General features: G+C 46.4%; 9 protein-coding genes and 1 pseudogene. 5 read left to right on the forward strand and 5 right to left on the reverse strand.

From position 1 onward, the window contains the following. Positions 1-141: 141 nt before the first annotated feature. Both RIG66_RS18310 and RIG66_RS18315 read left to right on the forward strand, forming a co-directional pair. Positions 142-276, forward strand: a pseudogene (locus tag RIG66_RS18310) (type I restriction enzyme endonuclease domain-containing protein); the annotation flags it as partial. An 820-nt stretch (positions 277-1,096) separates the two neighbouring features. Continuing rightward, positions 1,097-2,527: a hypothetical protein gene (locus RIG66_RS18315; protein WP_446380198.1), complete on the forward strand. Its 1,431-nt coding sequence runs from the start codon at positions 1,097-1,099 to the stop codon at positions 2,525-2,527. A 188-nt stretch (positions 2,528-2,715) separates the two neighbouring features. Here the strand turns inward: RIG66_RS18315 and RIG66_RS18320 are convergent, their stop codons facing one another. After that, the gene (locus tag RIG66_RS18320; protein ID WP_446380199.1) at positions 2,716-3,861 is read right to left on the reverse strand and encodes a response regulator; all 1,146 of its coding nucleotides are present in this window, start codon (positions 3,859-3,861) and stop codon (positions 2,716-2,718) included. 494 nt (positions 3,862-4,355) lie between these two features. Here RIG66_RS18320 and RIG66_RS18325 point away from each other — a divergent pair, with 494 nt between their 5' ends. The 3 genes from RIG66_RS18325 to RIG66_RS18335 all read left to right on the forward strand — a co-directional run bounded on the left by RIG66_RS18325 (position 4,356) and on the right by RIG66_RS18335 (position 12,911). Continuing rightward, positions 4,356-5,228 carry an alpha/beta fold hydrolase gene (locus RIG66_RS18325; protein ID WP_446380234.1) on the forward strand — a complete coding sequence of 291 codons (873 nt, stop codon included), beginning with the start codon at positions 4,356-4,358 and terminating at the stop codon, positions 5,226-5,228. A 318-nt stretch (positions 5,229-5,546) separates the two neighbouring features. After that, positions 5,547-12,524, forward strand: a complete 6,978-nt coding sequence (locus RIG66_RS18330) for a CHAT domain-containing protein (RefSeq protein WP_446380200.1) — start codon at positions 5,547-5,549, stop codon at positions 12,522-12,524. 135 nt (positions 12,525-12,659) lie between these two features. Next, positions 12,660-12,911 carry a hypothetical protein gene (locus RIG66_RS18335; RefSeq protein WP_446380201.1) on the forward strand — a complete coding sequence of 84 codons (252 nt, stop codon included), beginning with the start codon at positions 12,660-12,662 and terminating at the stop codon, positions 12,909-12,911. Between the two features lie 89 nt (positions 12,912-13,000). Here the strand turns inward: RIG66_RS18335 and RIG66_RS18340 are convergent, their stop codons facing one another. The 4 genes from RIG66_RS18340 to RIG66_RS18355 all read right to left on the reverse strand — a co-directional run bounded on the left by RIG66_RS18340 (position 13,001) and on the right by RIG66_RS18355 (position 18,411). After that, positions 13,001-13,585 carry a hypothetical protein gene (locus RIG66_RS18340; RefSeq protein WP_446380202.1) on the reverse strand — a complete coding sequence of 195 codons (585 nt, stop codon included), beginning with the start codon at positions 13,583-13,585 and terminating at the stop codon, positions 13,001-13,003. Between the two features lie 268 nt (positions 13,586-13,853). Continuing rightward, positions 13,854-15,074 (reverse strand): type II secretion system F family protein, encoded by a 1,221-nt coding sequence (locus RIG66_RS18345; protein ID WP_446380203.1) that lies wholly within the window; start codon positions 15,072-15,074, stop codon positions 13,854-13,856. A gap of 91 nt (positions 15,075-15,165) precedes the next feature. After that, complete coding sequence (locus RIG66_RS18350; protein WP_446353602.1) at positions 15,166-16,296, reverse strand: type IV pilus twitching motility protein PilT; 1,131 nt, start codon at positions 16,294-16,296, stop codon at positions 15,166-15,168. 111 nt (positions 16,297-16,407) lie between these two features. Further along, positions 16,408-18,411, reverse strand: a complete 2,004-nt coding sequence (locus RIG66_RS18355) for a GspE/PulE family protein (protein WP_446380204.1) — start codon at positions 18,409-18,411, stop codon at positions 16,408-16,410. Positions 18,412-18,658 lie beyond the last annotated feature (247 nt).

The raw sequence follows: 18,658 nt of genomic DNA on the forward strand, positions 1-18,658 counted from the left end.
AGAAGGTTTTCCACACAAGGGCTGTAGCTTTTGATCGCCTCAAAATAAATTGAAATTCGGGTAAAAACGATTAAAGCTATTGCTGTCCAATACTTGGGCAAATCTAACTAACAATTTAGCACACTAACTACGGAAGACCCAGAAAGCGCCAGAGCCAGAATGAAAGTTATGGTCAAGCGTCTACTGCGACAATATGGCTATCCACCCGATATGCAGGCTTTGGCGATTGAACTGGTCTTAGAGCAAGCCAAAGTATTTACCGAGTCACAACTCTAACAATCCTAATCCCAAAATTGCCGCCGTCGTTACACAAAACATCGACTTCTATCCCTGAGCAGCTTCTACCTGTTGCCTGTGACACACCGAGCGAAGTCGAGGTGTTGCCTGGTGCGTAGCGCTATATCAGCAAAACCTACCCCTACACCCCTGTGTAATACAAAAAATCTCCATTTTTGGTCTATCTGTCTTACAGCGACTCTGCGTAGAAATCACCGAGAGAAAAACTTCACAACCCTTGTGTTGTCTATATTACGTCTATTGTAGACTATAGCAAAATGTTTCAATATATCACAAACTGTTTTGTATTAACACTGAAAGCGTAATACTAAAACTCTCTAATTCTGCCACAAATTGATAAACCATCTAATCTAAAGAAGCATATTTTATCACGCAACTAAAACTATTAACATTTTTTTTAATAAAAATTTTCAATTTACGAGTATTTGCTTAAATATACTTTGAGTTATTTTCACAATTCCGTCTTCTGTCCGAAGGTAGAGGCTATCCCCCCAAACGAACAATTAGTGTTAGTTCTTAAGGGTTTTCCGCCATTTTCCGATAAATCAGCCTTGTTTCAGTAAAAACACTACATATAGCGTTTTTGAAGTTTACACTCCCTACATCTATTACTTTTGCCGCTTATTTTGCCTAAGCATTTAAGTCAAAATGAATCATTTTACATAAAAAAACTGTAAAGTAATACTTTGACTTTTTTAAAGAAATGATGAAGTTTGGCAAAAACTATACAAAGAGGTTGCAAAAGTTAAAACTTATTCGTTAATATGCTATTCAGAACGAAAAAACCAGGGAAACTTGCATGTCAAACTCGGCTTTGCCTCAAGATAATCCGATGCATCTCACCGATTCAAGCGCGAGCAAAACACGAAAAAAGACAAGGAATAAAATTTTAATTGGCACCCTTGCCGTATGTATTGGTGTAATTGGTTTAGGAGGAGCTGGACTGGCGTATCGACAGACCACTCGATATAAGGTCAGCGATGCAATGGAGGTTAATCTCAAGGAATTAACAAATACTCATTATCCCGCCAACACATCAGGTTTAAGTAAAAAATTCCGCCGCTATAACGATCGCACCTTAACCGTTGTCAAACGGGATGACACCCATGTCGATTTTGTCCTAGAGCCGAATAACGATCACACGGCTAAAATTGTGATCAAAAATATTGATTTAGAACTTTTAACCCCGAAAGTCCCCGAATGGACTAAAAACGATGAAGGCTTAGAAGTCATTGCCTTTACTGACCGCGAATGGAACCGTCAACAGGTTAGTTTTCCGGCTGACTCCGAGCATATTGAAATTAGTGGCGGCGATGGATTTGAAAAAGAAAACCTCTACCAAGTCGCCTTAGCCAACAATTGCATCAATGGTGGATTGTGGGAAGTTATTCTCACCACACAAGAAGATGGCAATAAAGCCATGTACTACCAAGGATGGTTTGACTTTCCCCTAGGGATGTACAAGCAAGTCTTTGAAAAAATCAACAATATATCCTATTGGAAATACTGGCGACGCATGGAACATTGGCAAGATCCCAGTGGTACCGTGGTCAAAACTGACTTGCTGCGAGATGTCATCGATGAGCAAGAGGTTCAAGCCGATTTCCCGCTGGATGAAAAAATAATTGCATCCGGTGAGCAAATCCGTAAAGTCCGCACCGTTCTCGCCAATAACTTGCAAACCTGGGGCGATTTCTATAGCGGTGAACATGAAATTCAATTTGGCTCCTTTGTTCCCCCTGGGTACTACAATACCGATAAACCGTGGGGAAATGAATTCTGGCGCATTGGTCAATTTGACCAAGCCGTTCTCCGCAATATTGACCCGGTAGGTGTCGATGAAACCTTACAAGAATTAGAGTTGACATTCACGGATACAAAAACTAATGAACAGAATAAGTTGTTTATTAGTGGTGTCAATATCAAAGACCTACCGCAGTTACCTGTAGAGGAGTATAATAAGGGGTTATATATGCCCCTAGGGATTGGTATTCCTCCGTTCTATCAAGACTACGAAGAACTGAAAGCCAACCATCCCGATAAAAGTCCTTATTTCAGCGTATTACTGGATTCTAAGGGCGGGTGGATTGACCATCACAAAGTTGCCCTAGATGGTGTGGTCATGCATCGGGATCAAGATGACCCAGAACTGTTGCATCTGTACTTCTTGTCCTACGAGCGGATGACCCTAATTGCCCATTTCAAAGTTGATATCAAATCCCTCTACTAGGCACTCGTTGTAACTCACCAATAAGATACCCGATTTCTCTCAGAAGTCGGGTATCTGAAACTCACTTGGTTAGGGCGGATTTAGTCACATCCGGGTGCTAAAGAAAAGATAATCGTGAAACCCGCCCCTACAAAACTCTATGTGAAAAGTCAGACTCATTCTCTTGTGCCTCCTGCTTTCTTGCTGCCTTATCCCAGATGTTGCTGCACCATCTCCAACAATTCTTGAGCTTGAGGCGGTTTCGCTAAAAACCCAGTTGCACCCACCAATTGAGCGCGAGTCCGGTCAATTGACGTATTTTTAGCCGTCAATATAATAATGGGTGTCTTTTTAAACACAGGAGTTTCTCGCAGAAACTTACAAATGCTATAGCCATCAGCATTCGGTAAAAGGAGGTCAAGCAAAATTAAATTTGGCTTATGTTCAATCAGTTGAGAAAACCCTCGCATCGGTTCGGGAATACTCAACACTTGATATCCATTTGGAACTAAAATTTTTCGTAAGGTGAGCGTTAACACCGGACTGTCATCAATGCAAGCAATTAAAGGCGTTTTAGTTTTGAGTGGAGTTTGCTTGATTTCAGGTGGCTTTTTATCAGCAACTATCGGAGTATCCCCACCATTATCGTTGCTGCTTGGTAACGTCAAATCAGGAATGTATTGAAATTTAATCATCCCTCGTTTAGTCCAATCCACCAAAGACTGACTAACTTCAATGATGGATTGATTTCGCTCAACCGCAATATCCCACAAGGTTAATTTTCCATTGAGATACTTGTCTTCAATCGGCAATTCGGATATATCTGCTCCCTCTTGTAAAATAGGAGCACTAGTCGGGTGAAGGTGACTCAACCCAGCCGCTTGCCATTGTTTCTGCATTTGCTCGGCTGTACCCAGAATTGTTTGTATTTCGTTGCTGGATAAAGCAACAACTTTGCAAAATGTCGATATCGCTGTTTGGGTGGGCTTCCAGTCTCTGTCCAAATCCGTGTAAGGCGTGAGTTCAAATAAACATTCTTGAACTAAACTGCGAATGATTAACTTGGCTTGAATCAGGCTAAGTTGTTTTTGGCTCAATCCGCGATCAATGAGCTGACATTCCCAACTAGGATTGTCGGAAAACTGGGAGTAATCAGCCCTCCAGTGCCAATTCGACCGATGCTGATTGATTGCCCGGTTCCAGCGTCTCACGGGATGATGTTTACTCTTCGGATAAAGTAATTGACCCCGAACCAAGTACAATGTCCAAAATGCCTGAGAGTTTTTTAGAATTAGCTCTCCGTTTCCATGTTTACTATAGTCGTTTAACTCTTGAATTAGACGGGTTAAGTTCATTCGTAATAATTAAATTATTTTTTATAAATAGAAATTTGTGACCTGGTACAAGTGGCTTCCCGACCTACGTGATAACACGAGAGTTTCAGGTCACTGCTAGTATTCTTTGCCAAAAGAACTAGCATCTGATTCAAAGATGGAACCGATGCACTAGAAGAGTAGATGCTTGCCTTGAAACGTAAATGTTCTGAATTATACTTCGCGCGGTTAAATTTGTCATTCTGAACGGAGCGATAGCGGAGTAAAGAATCTCACCAGATGTTACGCTGTACTTCACTAAGCTCTGCATGAAAAAAGCTCAGTTTGTAACCGCGAGCAGTATAACTCAACGGCGCGATCGCGCTCAAAAAACGGATACTTAATCGGAAACACCTGTATCTGCTGCTGGAAAGGTTTTCACCCCATGCACCGTCTGACTAGCAGCAAGATACCATGTCTGAGTATAAACTAACCTACTTGGTTAAGATTTGTCTACTTATTCCCCGTTAGCACGTATGTTTGAGCAATTTACCCAGCATCGAATTACCACCTCAGACACCACGATTAATCTGGTGATGGGTGGCGCAGGATATCCTCTATTATTACTCCATGGTTATCCGCAAACCTATGTAATGTGGCATCAGGTTGCACCCGTTCTGGCACAGCACTTCACCGTGATTTGTGCCGATTTGCGCGGCTATGGTGACAGCGATAAACCCAACTCTGATCCAGCCCATCTGGCCTATTCTAAACGGGTAACTGCCCAAGACCAAGTGGAACTGATGGATATCCTGGGTTTTAAGCGCTTTTTTGCCGCCGGACACGATCGCGGCGGACGGGTGTTGCATCGTCTCCTGCTTGACCATCCTAACCGAGTTGATAAAGCGGCGGTTTTAGATATTGTACCCACCCGCACGATTTTTCAAACGGTGGATAAGGAGTTAGCCACGGCTTACGAACATTGGTTTTTTCTGATCCAACCCTATGATTTTCCCGAACGACTGATTGGTGCTGACCCAGAATTTTACCTGAAAACCAAGATGCACCAATGGAGTGCGACACAGGCGGGGTTTACCGAAGCGGCGATGGCGGAATATAGTCGCTGCTTTAGCCAACCTGCTGTGATTCACGCCACCTGTGAAGATTATCGCGCCGCCGCCTCCATCGATCTAGACCACGATGAAGCAGATATTGACCAAAAGATTCAATGTCCTCTATTGGTGTTATGGGGCGCAAAAGGCGTCATGCAACGCCGCTACGATGTCCTGCAAACCTGGCGCGATCGCGCGATCGATGTTTTGGGTCAGGCGTTGGAGTGCGGTCATTTTCTCCCAGAGGAAGCGCCGCAACAGACAGCCAAGGCGCTGTTAGATTTTTTTACTAAATAGGTTGGTGGAAATAAACTCAACCCGATTAAGTTATGCAAACCAGCCTCAAACCCTTACTGTTGCCTATTGCCTGTTCCCTGTTGCCTAATCTCAACCATTAACTTTAATTGTGTCCGACTACTTATCCTATTGACTTCTGAGTTGCCTTGATTCATCATGTTTGACATGGGCGATGCCGTATGTTAATAATAGTCCGTCAAAATAGCTCAAACCATGATGGGGTAAAGCTGGAAACATTGTGTCGTCCATCTGCACCGGAGGAACTTCAGTTTAAAAGTCCCCGGACAATATAACCTCTGCGGGGTCAAGGAATTAGCCATGAACAGAGTGCATCATTTAACCGCCGCTGTTACCGGATTTGGGTTGGGGATTGCAAGTCTGGGTACGTTCTCTGAAGTCCTAGTTCTGGCGCAACCGATTACCTCAGCCAGAGATGGGACGGGGACAATTATTACACCCGATGGCAACCGCATCGATATTTCTGGGGGTAGTCTTTCTGCTGATGGCAAAAACCTCTTCCACAGTTTCCAGCAATTTGGTTTAGATGCCAACCAAATCGCCAACTTTTTGGCTAATCCGACTTTAAACACTATCTTCAGTCGCGTCGTGGGTGGTGACGCCTCTGTGATTAACGGGTTGATTCAGGTCACCGGAGGCAATCCGAACTTATATTTAATCAATCCAGCCGGGATGGTTTTTGGGGCGTCTTCCCGATTAAATGTCCCGGCTGACTTTATCGCCACCACCGCCACGGGTATGGGGTTTGGCGATAATCATTGGTTTAATGCGGTGGGTGAGAATGCTTATCAGAACTTAGTCGGGACACCTAACCAATTTGCCTTTGATCAGTTGGAGGCGGGAAGTATTGTTAATGGGGGTGACTTAGCCGTATCCCAGGGGCAAAATTTAACCCTACTCGCTGGTAATGTGATTAACACCGGGACACTAACTGCACCTGGGGGAACCATTACCGTGGCGGCGGTTCCCGGTGCCAATTTGGTCAAGATTTCTCAAAAAGGACAACTCCTTTCGTTGGAAATTGAAGCACCCAGAACTCCCAGCAGGGAGTTGTTGCCCATCAAACCTCTGGATTTAGCTCAATTGTTAACCGGGAAGGGGGAAGAGGTTGAGACAGGCGTTGAGGTTAACCAATCTGGTGATGTCCAACTGACAGATACGGGAGTCACCTTGCCCAAACAGACAGGATTGACTATTGTATCCGGTGAAATTGATGTTTCTGTCGGGGATTCACGCCTTGACTCCTCATCCTCACTTGGGGGTGAAGTCAATATTATTGGCAATACAGTGGGTTTAATCGCCGCCAACGTAGATGCATCAGGACGCCAGGGTGGGGGTAATGTACGAATTGGCGGCGGTGAAAAAGGTCAAGAACCAATCCCGAATGCAGATGTGACGTTTGTCAGTAACGATGCGACGATTAATGCCAATGCTCTCGATCAGGGGCATGGGGGTCGAGTCATGGTCTGGTCTCAAAAGACAACTCGCACTTATGGTCATATTAGCGCCCGAGGTGGGGTAAATGGGGGGAATGGGGGGTTTGTGGAAACCAGTAGTGCCGGATTCTTAGATGTTCCGGTAGCGCCCGATATCACCGCACCGACAGGGAATGGGGGAACCTGGCTGATTGACCCTTACAATATCACCATTAGTGGGGTAGCTGATCAAACGAGTGGCACTGCGCCTAATTTTACGGCGACGGCGGATAACTCCGTCCTAAATATTAATACCCTGTTAGCGGCATTAACTCAGGGTGATGTCACTGTGGATACAGGATCTTCCCCACCGGGAATCGGTCAAGCGGGGAATATTACCCTAGCAACAGACTTAGATTTTAATGGCAAGGGTGGGAAAACCCTAACCTTAATCGCGGCGAATAATATCTTCATCAACGGGCAGATATGGGATAGCGATAGGATCACGACACCGACGGATGGATTGAATTTAGATTTTCGCGCAGGTGGCGCTGTCGAATTTAATCAAAGTATTTCAACAGCAGGGTTTGACCTAACCGTTACGGCGAAGGGGGCGATTACCCAAGGGAATGACAGCTCATTGGATATTGGCGGTAGAACCCGATTAACCGCCGGTGATGCGGAGAATCCCACGAATATCACGCTTAACCATGCCAACAACAACTTTAATGAAGTCGTGATCACCAACGCCAACCAGGTCAAACTGACCGATGTGAATGATATTGCTTTGGGTTCTAGTCAAGCGCCTACTATTTCTAATATTCAAGGCAATTTTAGCTTGACCAGCCAAGGTGTGATTCAACAGGTAGATGCCAATGATTCTCTGGTTGTCGCAGGGAAAACTCGGTTGGATGCTAACGGGAACGACATCATCCTCAACAATGATAATAACTTGAATCAGGTTATCGTTACCCGTGCGAATAATGTCTCCCTCAACGATATCAATGAAATACAGCTAGGAACGTCCCCGGATGATCCAGAATCTACCATCTCTGGGACACTTGATGTCACCGCGACGGATGTGAGCATCAACTCCACAGTAAATGTGGGAAATGCTACTTTTGAGCCAATTAATCCTACCTCAACAATCGGTATTGGGGACGGTGCGCCAGGGAATTTCCTCCTAACTGAAGCTGATTTAACTAACTTGGAATCAAGGGGTACAGTCAAAATTGGCAGTCCCCGTGTCACAGGAGAGGTGACTATCGGTGATGTTAACTTGAGGCGGGAACGGTTTAACCTGACCGTGCAAGGTGGCAATCCAACGTTCCAGGGAAACCTTAATGTAGCGAATGACCTAACTGTTACCGCCACCACAGACAATATTAACCAAAATAGTGGCACGATAATAAAAGTCAACGGCACAGCTACCCTGGCAGCAGGAAATAACCAGGATATCACTCTTGATAATACCGATAACGACTTTAATACTATCGTGGTTAATCGGGGCAATGATGTCACGCTCAACGACAAAGATAACCTGAATCTGAATTCAGTCTCGATTGCGGGAACCCTAGGGGTGACAGCCGAAAATACTATCTCGACGACGGGAGACATCAATGCCGGAGCGGTTAACTTAAGGGGTGACGGGATTACTCTAAACAGTACGATTGAAACGTCAGATCGAGTGGATAACAATGTTATCTTAACTGGATCGGTGAGGTTAAGGGAAGAGGCGACGATTAATACGGATAATCCCAATAATGACGGTGATATTACGATTAATCAATCCATTAATGGTGCAGGTGACTTGACCCTGGATGCGGGAAACGGCGATATAACCATAAATGAAGCCATTGGTCGCACCACAGCGCCCTTGAACGTAAGCTTAAATGGGGGAACGATTACCTTAGCGAATATTGGCAAGGTAACCGAAGCCGGCGTGAGCGACACAGCGACAATCAATGCCACAGAAGCGATTAATTTTACCGGAGAAATTTACAACGCCCAGAACCAAAACTATACAGCAGGTACAGCCTTTAATCTCAACCAAACCACAACGTTTACCTCGGATGGGGGTGCGATCGCGTTCAACACAGGAACAATCCGGGGAACGGAAACGAACCCAGCCAACCTCGCCCTGGACGCCGATACAGGTCGGGTGACAGTAGGTGCGATCGGTAATGGCAATGAAATTAAGAACCTGAGGATTCAGGGGCGTGAGGGGATTACCCTGAATGGCGATATCACGACGGCTGATGCGGCGAATAATACAATTAACCTCAACAGTCGAGTCACTCTAGGTGAAGATATTACCGTGACTAATCAAGGGGGTAAGATTAATTTCAACGATTCTGTGGATGGATCTCAAGATTTAACCGTAAATGCCGATAATAGCACTGTCGTGTTTGCCGACGATGTGGGTAATCGCACAGCGTTAACAAATTTGACGGTTAACAAGGGGGAATCTGTAACCTTTGATAACCGAGTCACCGTAGCCGACAGTATAAACCTAACGGCTGATGAAATTGACTTCAATGGCGGAGTTAACTCGGTCAGTACCCCGAACCAAGGCACCATTTCTCTGAAGCCAACCACCGATAAGGCTTCGATTGATATTGGTTCACCCGCCAACGGAGAAGGAAGTTTAGATATCAGCGATCGGGACTTAGGGGCTATAGCAGACGGCTTTAGCCAGATCACGATTGGACGGGAAACGGGTAATGGAGAAATTGTCCTCGACTCCCAGGGCGTCAGTTTCCACGATCCAGTGACGATTCAATCCCCGACTTCTGGGGGCGAAATTAAGGTAAATGGCAATCTGACTGGAACCGATGATGCTGCCATTACAATTAATGGTGAAAATATCTATCTGGGGAACCCCAATCAGCCAAACGTCACCCTAGAAACTGCCGGACAACCGATTACCTTAAGTCAAACCATCTGGTTGTACGCCCAAGAAGACGTAGAGGTGAAAATCGGTGGGGGAGGCGGTGATGTTACCTTCAGGGGTGATGTCACTGGCAGAAAGCCTGAGACGCAAAGTCTGATTGTGACACCAGGGACAGGGAATGTTTCCTTTCAGGGGGAAATCGGTCAGCCTCATGCCTTGAAAACGTTAAGGATTGGTGATGATACGACTATCAATGCAGATATTGTCGGCACTTCGACGACGGTTTTTGATAGTTTATTCGTGAATGCCCAACAGAGTCGAGTTTCGGGTAGGATTAACACTCGTGGCGGTTCAATTGAATTTACAGGTGATGTGATTCTGGTGCGAGATACCCAATTCGATACAATTTCTCAAGCATCACCAGGATCGAGGGGCGGTGATATCAGCTTCGGTGCTACCGTATCCAGCGCCAAGGAAACCCTTGGGAATTCGTCCTCTACATCACCGTTTGACTTGCACCTAAACAGTGGGTCGGGAAATGTCACCTTTGCTGGTGCCGTCGGCGCTCAAAACTTTGGCGGTGGATGGACGACAACAGATTTGGGGGCGCTGACGATTGAAAGGGCGACAGAGGTGATTGCGGATTCGACAATGACTACCCTTGACTCAGACGGGATTAAGATTACCGCTGATACGATTCAACTTCGAGACGATATCCAGGCGACAGTCGTAGAACTGAATGGGACGGATGATATCAGTACCGCCAGTATTACTGCAACTGAAGACGGTATCACTATCGATAGTGCAACAGGTTCTATTGATACAAGTCAAGGAAAACTCACAGCACCTCAGGGTGATGTCAATCTCACCGCTAACCAAGCTGGTATTACGACAGCCGATATAGAAGCCGAAAGCGTCAACCTGCAAGCCAATAACACAATTACCACAGCGGATGTCTCTGCCACCCAGGGCGGAATTACCATGACCAATCCCTTCGGCTCTATCCAAAGCGGCGATTTAACTGCCCAGGGAGAGACTCCAGAAAATGCCGTGATGCTGACGACTCCAGGTAATATTACCACGGGTCACATTGATACATCATCAGCAATGGGGAAAGGGGGTGCGATCGCCCTGACGAGCCAAACTGGAGATATTACCAGTGGAAATTTGAACTCATCGGGTGCATTGGGGGGTGGTGCGATCGATGTTTCCAGCTTGGGTCAACTGACAGTCGCAGAAGTTAATTCCAGTTCGACGGCGGGTTTAGCAGGTTTAATTACCCTGAACAACCGTCAACCCGAATTTATCAAAAACTCTCCTGGCATTGATTTAATTTTTATCAATGCTCAGGGTTTGCCCAGAAATCAGGGTGCGATCGCCACCCGTCCCTCGGAAACAGAAGGGATTGAAATTACAATTAACATTACCACCGATGGGTATTTTAGAGCAACAGGCACATTCCGTTCTCAAACTGGCATAGAAGCAACCCTAGCCACAGGTGGTGATCCGATTGTGATTCGCCATGGTGGTGGTACCGCCTTTGACCCCTTTGAAGTGGGAAATCCGACGCAAAATGGCACCACCGGGGCAATTACAAATGGTAAGGGAGTTCTTGGTTCAATTTTACCCATGCAATCGTTTACGCTTCCGGTTGTTCAAGACAATATTGAAATCATTCCTCGGATACCCTCTCAAAGCAATCTGCCCTTAAGCAACATCTCTCCTCAACTACCCGTGAGTAGTCAAGTCGCGGATGCTGACCTAGCCATTTCCACCCTTGACCGTCTGCTTGCCGATACCTTTTCCGGATATTTAGGACCCAAACCCAGCGTTAATAACCCCGCCGATGCCGCCGAAATTCTGGAGCAAATTGAGCAGCAAACCGGGGTTAAATCCGCGTTTATTTATGCCATCTTTGTTGCCGATAACCTGGAACTGATCATGGTTTCCGCTCAGGAGAAAAAGGTTGTCAGTCTCCCGGATACGACACCAGAGACGATCCGGCAAACGGCACAAAAATTACGCCGAGAAATTACCAATCCGATTAAACGGAGAACCAGTAGTTATTTAGCACCGGCGCAGCAACTGTATCAATGGTTAATCGCCCCCTTAAAAGCAGATTTAGACACCCAAGGGATTCAAAATCTGGTGTTCATCATGGATAGGGGCTTGCGTTCCTTACCCGTGGCGGCGCTGCATGATGGTCAAGGCTTTTTGGTGGAAAACTATAGTGTGGGGTTAATGCCCAGTCTGAGTATTACTGATACTAGCTATAACAATATTCAGAATGTTCCCGTTTTGGCAATGGGAATTGCGGAATCGAGTGATCTAGCCAAGGAACTGAACCTGAGTTCTTTACCCGCTGTCCCCCTGGAACTACAAACAATTGCCAGCATTCGCGATGGAGAATCATTCCTGAATGAAAAAGTCACCCTAGAATCACTCAAAGCCCACAGCCAAAATGCTTCTATTGTGCATTTAGCCACCCATGGTGAATTCAAACCCGGTTCTCTAGAAAATTCTTATATTCTGTTATGGAATGATCTACTGCGCCTGAACCAACTGCGAGAATTAGGCTGGAATAATCGTCGCACCCCCATTGAATTGTTAATCCTTTCCGCCTGTCGTACCGCCGTCGGTGATGAAAAAGCGGAGTTAGGTTTTGCTGGATTAGCCGTGCAAGCTGGGGTCAAGTCAGCGCTGTCAAGTTTGTGGTATGTCAGTGATGAAGGAACCTCTGGATTGATGACGGAGTTTTATCGCAAGTTGCAAACCGCTCCGATTAAAGCCGAAGCCTTACGCCAAGCGCAGTTAGCGATGATCAAGGGAGAGGTGCGTTTGGAAGGGGGACAATTACGGGGAAGTGGACAACCTGTTCGATTACCGCCAACATTAGAAACTCAAGAGGACAAGTCTCTCTCCCATCCCTATTATTGGGCAGCATTTACCCTGATTGGAAGTCCTTGGTAAATCCTATCAATTTCCCCACATCCTACACCCCACACCCAGTCTCTTAGGTTTTTTCATCGGCGTGATCGCTAAATTTATCAAATTCATCATATTGACTTTGTTTTTCCCTTAATTTACCCTGCTAGACAGGGACAGATGCTGGAACGGTATGTGGCGCAACTGAGAAATCAACCTCTTGACGAGGAACTGGGGTTTTCACCGAACCTGGAAGAAGCGGTCAACGTATTCCAGCCACCCGCCTTGACTCAGCTTTGTCGTGCCTTGGGACTATCGCGGTTTGAGCGCTATGTGCTGCTATTGTGTGCGGCGATGGAATTAGACCCGATAATTGGGCGCTTATGTGCCGAGGCGCAGGGGAATGAACAGTGGACGTTCCCTACACCTTAGGGAGCTGCGTAAAAATAAAGTACCAGTGAGGAAAGCTGTATTCATCAACTCAGCCAAGCTTGATTGGTATATTATTAAGCCGCAAGTCCCTAAGCAGGTGGACGTTCAGTAGAGAAGCTTTCTGATTTTTCCTCTTCCGTCACATAATCTGGACTTTGCATGACAAACGGTAAACAAGCACCCGATAACCCTTGTTGAATCCGTTGGGGTGTTTCCGGGAAGATGACAAATAAGGGATAAATCCGGTCAACGCCTTCACTGAGAATATGTTGATGGCGGGGGGGCATTAGCCACTCATAGTCTTTATCGAGCAACACTTGCGTCTGACGCCAACGACTCAATAAATCCGAAAAATCTTCATGAGGGCGATGAATGAAAATGATAATTTCCACCCCCATTTTTATTTTCCATTCTGGGTCACACATTAACATGGCAACATCACAGGGTAAGCCAACCGTTCCATTCAAGCTGGTTAGATTAGAATGTCCTGTTGATGATTGAAGATGGCGTAGGCGCACAATGGGTAGAGGAATCGTGATCACACTTTCTGAGGGGCGGCGCATACTCGGAATCATTTCCAAGTAAGGTCGATGTTGTTTCAGCAGCGCCAACGCCCCCTCATGGTGGCTATATTCGGCTAAACTTGTTTCGTAATTAGATGGCTTAACTGGCATTTTTAAATAAGTGGTAACGTCTTATGGACTAGTTTAAATACTATTCACGAACCGTAGTGGAGAATCAGTAGAGGTTGCTCAGGTTGTTAGTACCGTTCCCTGGGAATGCACGCATTCAAAATGCTTTCCTTATCAGCGTTTCAGTAATACGTGAAGGATAAGTTTTTTTTCCGTCATGCTCTACGAGTAGCTGAATCAACACGGCAAATCCTCTACCATCAAACGGTTGTAGGAATGGACGCCCCATATCCTGGAAATGCTGTCCAATTTAACCCAACGTTTCAAACACTTTAAACATGGGCAGATACATAGAGACCAGAATTGTACCCACCATTCCCCCGATGACAATAATCATCACAGGCTCTAAAATACTGGTCAACGCTTTTACAGTTTGCTCAACTTCATCTTCATAGAAATCGGCAACCTTCATCAGCATTGAATCCAATTCCCCAGTTTCTTCACCAACACTAATCATCTGAATAGCTAGACCGGGGAAAACTTGCTCATTTTGCATGGCAACACTGATCAAACCCCCTTGCTGAATTTCCTGCTTGGTCGCTTCCACCGCGTTAGCAATCACTTGGTTTCCTGAGGTATCCCGAACAATGTCTAAGGCATTAAGAATGGGAACTCCGGAACGAGTTAACGTACCGAAGACGCGGCAAAACCGGGCGACTGATGATTTTTCATTCAGTTCACCAAACAGAGGTACTTTTAATAGGAGTGCATCGATTTGCAGGCGACCGGGTGGGGTTTTGTAGTACTGCTTGATGGCAAATGTGGTAACGATGATCACCCCAACTGGAATCAGAGCGTACCAGCTTCTGAGAACACCACTCAACCAGAGCATAAAGGCAGTCAGGGCTGGTAATGTTCCGCCGATTTCTTCAAAAATCCCGGCAAAGATAGGGATGAGAAAAATGGTCATTCCCAAAAACACCAGTACAGCAAAGCCACCAACCACCAGAGGATAAGTCATTGCCGACTTAATCTGGTTTTGCAGCCGCGCCATATCTTCCAGCAGCTTGGCTAATCGGTTGAGAACTTCATCTAGGACACCCCCAACCTCCCCCGCTTGCACCATACTGACATAGAGTTGGTCAAAACAGGCGGGATGTTCACGCATGGCATCTGAGAGACTGGTTCCCTGCTGAACTTCACTACTGATTGCTGTCAGTGATTTTTTCAGCTTAGGATTGTCACATTGATCCGATAAGATACCCAGACAACGCACGATGGCGACTCCAGCATTAACCATTACCGCAAATTGCCGGGAAAAAACGGCTCGGTCTTTGACACTGACGCTCGTCATTTTTTCCTGGAGTGCGTCTAAATTTAGGTCTTCCAGGCTAAACGCTTTCTGAATACTGCCGACAGTGGGATATTGATTTTGCAAGTGGGCGCGGGCTTGATCCGTAGAAAGAGCTTGAACTTTCTCTTTTTTGGCGTTTCCTTTGGAATCCCGAACCTCAGCAATAAAGGTAGGCATAGCTTGCGTCTGAATGAAAAAAGGATTGAAGGAAAGGGTTAGTTGTCCGGTGATATTTTTTGCAGTTCACGAGAGAACTAACCCCGATAACTTAACGAGTCTTAGCACCAACTTTTCCGCCTTTGGCACCAGCACCAGCCATGCCAGCAGCACCGCCGAGAATACGCTGTAACTCGTCAGGCTTAGAACTCTTGGACACGGCTGTTTCAAAGGAAATCGTGCCTTGTTTGACTAAATTGGCTAATGTCTGTTCCATGGTGATCATGCCCATTTTCATCCCGGTTTGAATGGCGGAATACATTTGGGACACTTTCCCTTCACGGATCAAGTTAGAGATAGCCGGGGTGACGATCATAATTTCCTGTGCCATTGCCCGACCAAACTCACCAGGTTTCGGGTTTTTCTTGGGTACCAAGGTTTGACTGAAGACGGCGACCAAGGAGTTCGAGAGCTGAGCTTGGACTTGAGCTTGTTGTTCAGGAGGAAACACGTCCAGCATCCGGTTCACGGTTTGAGAGGCGGAACTGGTGTGCAAGGTTCCCATGACCAAGTGACCCGTTTCTGCAGCTGAAATCGCCAGTGAAATGGTTTCCAAGTCCCGCATCTCGCCGACCAGAATCACATCCGGGTCTTCCCGTAAGGCGGCTTTGAGCGCATTGGCAAAGCTTTTGGTATCTTCACCTTTTTGACGTTGGTGAACTAAGCTTTTAATGTTGGGAAAAACGTATTCCACCGGGTCTTCGACGGTGAGAATATGTTCAGGTCGGGTGCGATTAATTAAATCAATCATTGCCGCCAGTGTGGTGGTCTTTCCTGAACCCGTTGGTCCGGTCACCAGTACTAACCCCCGAGGACGTTCGCTCATTTCCCGTACAATATCAGGCAGACCTAGCTGATCAAAGTTGGGAATCTTGGAGGACAAGGCTCGCAAGCAGGCGGCGTAGTAGCCGCGCTCCTTATAAACATTGACTCGGAAGCGAGCCAATCCCTTCACCCCATAAGAGCAATCCAATTCCCAGTTCTGCTCCAATTCTTTGCGTTGACTATTATTGAGCATACTGAAAATCAGCTTCTGACATTCTTGGGGATTCAGTGGGTCTTCCCCAAAGGGTTGGAGTTTACCACTAATGCGGAAATAAACCGGTGCCCCAGCTTGAATATGCATATCTGAGCCACCCATTTCAACGAGCTGCTCCATCAAGTCTTCAATCATTAAATCCATTGGCATGGCATTGTCTCCCAATCAGAATCAGTTGTTGCTTTTTACTGTTTTTGGCTTAATCAATAATTGTTGGAGGTTGAAGTCTACAACAATTCAGGAATACCGCAGCACTTAGTCCCGGAAACGTGGGGTCATACAGTACGGACAGTCTAACCACTCCTGTTCTAACCCAGCGCCGCAAGTGCTACAGGAGAGGGATTGCTTACGTTTGGCTTTCATTTCTGCCTCAAGACCGGAATCAGTAAACGTGACTCGTTCAACTTCTTCCAACGTGGTATGACCGTCCTGCACCAGGTTTAAACTGTAGGATAATAGGGTTTTCATCCCTTCTTCAACCGCTGCTTCTTTGATCCGTTCGGTAGGCGCTCCTTCATTGATTAGGAGTTGCAGTCGTTCGGTGTTCCGCATGACTTCATACACACCTACTCGTCCTTTGTACCCAATCCCATTACATTTTTGACAGAGTGTGCCTTTGGCACGAGCGTCGGTAATTTCTTCGGGTTGTAGGGTATTGGCTTTATAGAACGTGACTTCCCCTTCGCTGGAAGCGGCTAAACCAAATCGAGCCAGTTCAGCAGCAGTAGGCTGGTATGGTGTACGACACTCCGTACAAACTCGCCGCATCAGGCGCTGGGCTAAAACTCCTAGAAGCGCACCTGATACCATGAACGGTTCAACTCCCATTTCATCCAGGCGGGGAATGGCACCAGCCGCGTCGTTGGTGTGCAGCGTGGTCAAGACTAAGTGTCCGGTGAGCGCCGCTTCAATCGCGGTTTTTGCCGTTTCCTTATCTCGCGTCTCACCCACCAGAATTACATCCGGGTCTTGCCGTAGAAATGAGCGTAGAATCGAGGCAAAGTCCATGCCTTTTTCCCGCAGTACCTGTACCTGGGTAATACCGGGTAAGGAATATTCAATCGGATCTTCTGCGGTGCTGATATTGACTCCTGGGTCATTGCGCTCAGCCAGCATAGAATATAGGGTTGTGGATTTCCCGGAACCCGTCGGACCCGTGACCAAGATCAGCCCAAAGGGTCGTGCTGTCATTTCCCTGACCATTTCTAAGCTTTCTGGGTCAGTGATCAAAATATCCAAACCGAGTTGGGTGCTAGAGTTATCTAAAATCCGCAGGACAATCTTCTCACCATAGCGGCTAGGTAAGGTACTGACCCGGAAGTCAACCTTGCGCCCTTGGAACATGCGCCGAATTCTGCCATCTTGGGGCAATCGGCGTTCAGCGATGTCCAAATCTGACATAATTTTGAAGCGGGCAGCAACGGCATTTTTGATTGTTTTAGGTAAGTTCTCAAAGGCTTGCCGCAGTACGCCGTCTTTGCGGAAGCGAACCCGCAAGTATTCTTCTTGGGGTTCGATGTGAATGTCCGAAACGTCTTCTTGTAAGGCTTTGGCGAGGATTTTATTCACCAAGTTAATTACCGGGGCACCACCGGCATCACCCGCGACTTTCGATATGTCTTCTTCCGTCGTTTCCTCTGGTGCATCAGACAGGGTTAAATTATCAAGATCCTGACTGATGTTTGTCTGCTTGGCGGCTTCCTGTTCCTTCTCTTGTGCCAGTTTTTTATCCCGATATTGATTAATCAGATGCTGATAATCTTCCTGGGTAATCACCATCCGCCGTAGATCAATCCCGTGAGGGCGCAAAATCCGGTTCAGATCATCTTGGGCGTCAAGGTTATCCGGATCAACCATTGCTACCAAAAGCGATGGGGGTTGACCATCATTTTTGGATAACGGCACTAAACGATAGCGACTACAGATATCAATAGGAATTAGGCGTTCGATGAGTTCCTTGACTTGGTGACCAGAAATATCACCAAGTTCCGGATCAAGAGATTCAACACCGTAAAGTATTTTGAGTTCAAACAGTTGCTGTTTCTTGTACTGACGGATTAAGTCGGGTGGCAACTGACGCCCGGTAATTGATTCAACGACATCGGTTAGAGGTCGTCCTGACTTACGGCTTTCCGCCAATGCCTGCCGCATTTGACCGTCATCAACGTAACCTGATTGAACCAGTTTATTTCCAAAGGGCGAAAAATCGTTTTTGACAACAAGGGCACGTCTTGCTGATGATGATGGGGATTGAGTCATAGTGGGTGAGACTATCTCCTTAGTTACAGAATTCCTAAAAGTTTTAGCGTTTGTCGTACTGGAGGAAGCGACAACGGTAACCCCATTGCCTTGCCGCCAATTTGAATAAAAGGGCTTGACGGATCTCAGAATGGCTCCCTTCTCACTGGGTTTAGATCAGAGTACCCATGCTGGGAAACACTTTGAGGCGTGAATAAGGTTGGATGCCAACATGCTGGAGTTACCAATATCCTGGCAAGGGTGAAAT

This window comes from Coleofasciculus sp. E2-BRE-01 (genome assembly GCF_040221695.1).
In the GTDB taxonomy this organism is placed as follows: Bacteria; Cyanobacteriota; Cyanobacteriia; order Cyanobacteriales; family Coleofasciculaceae; genus Coleofasciculus.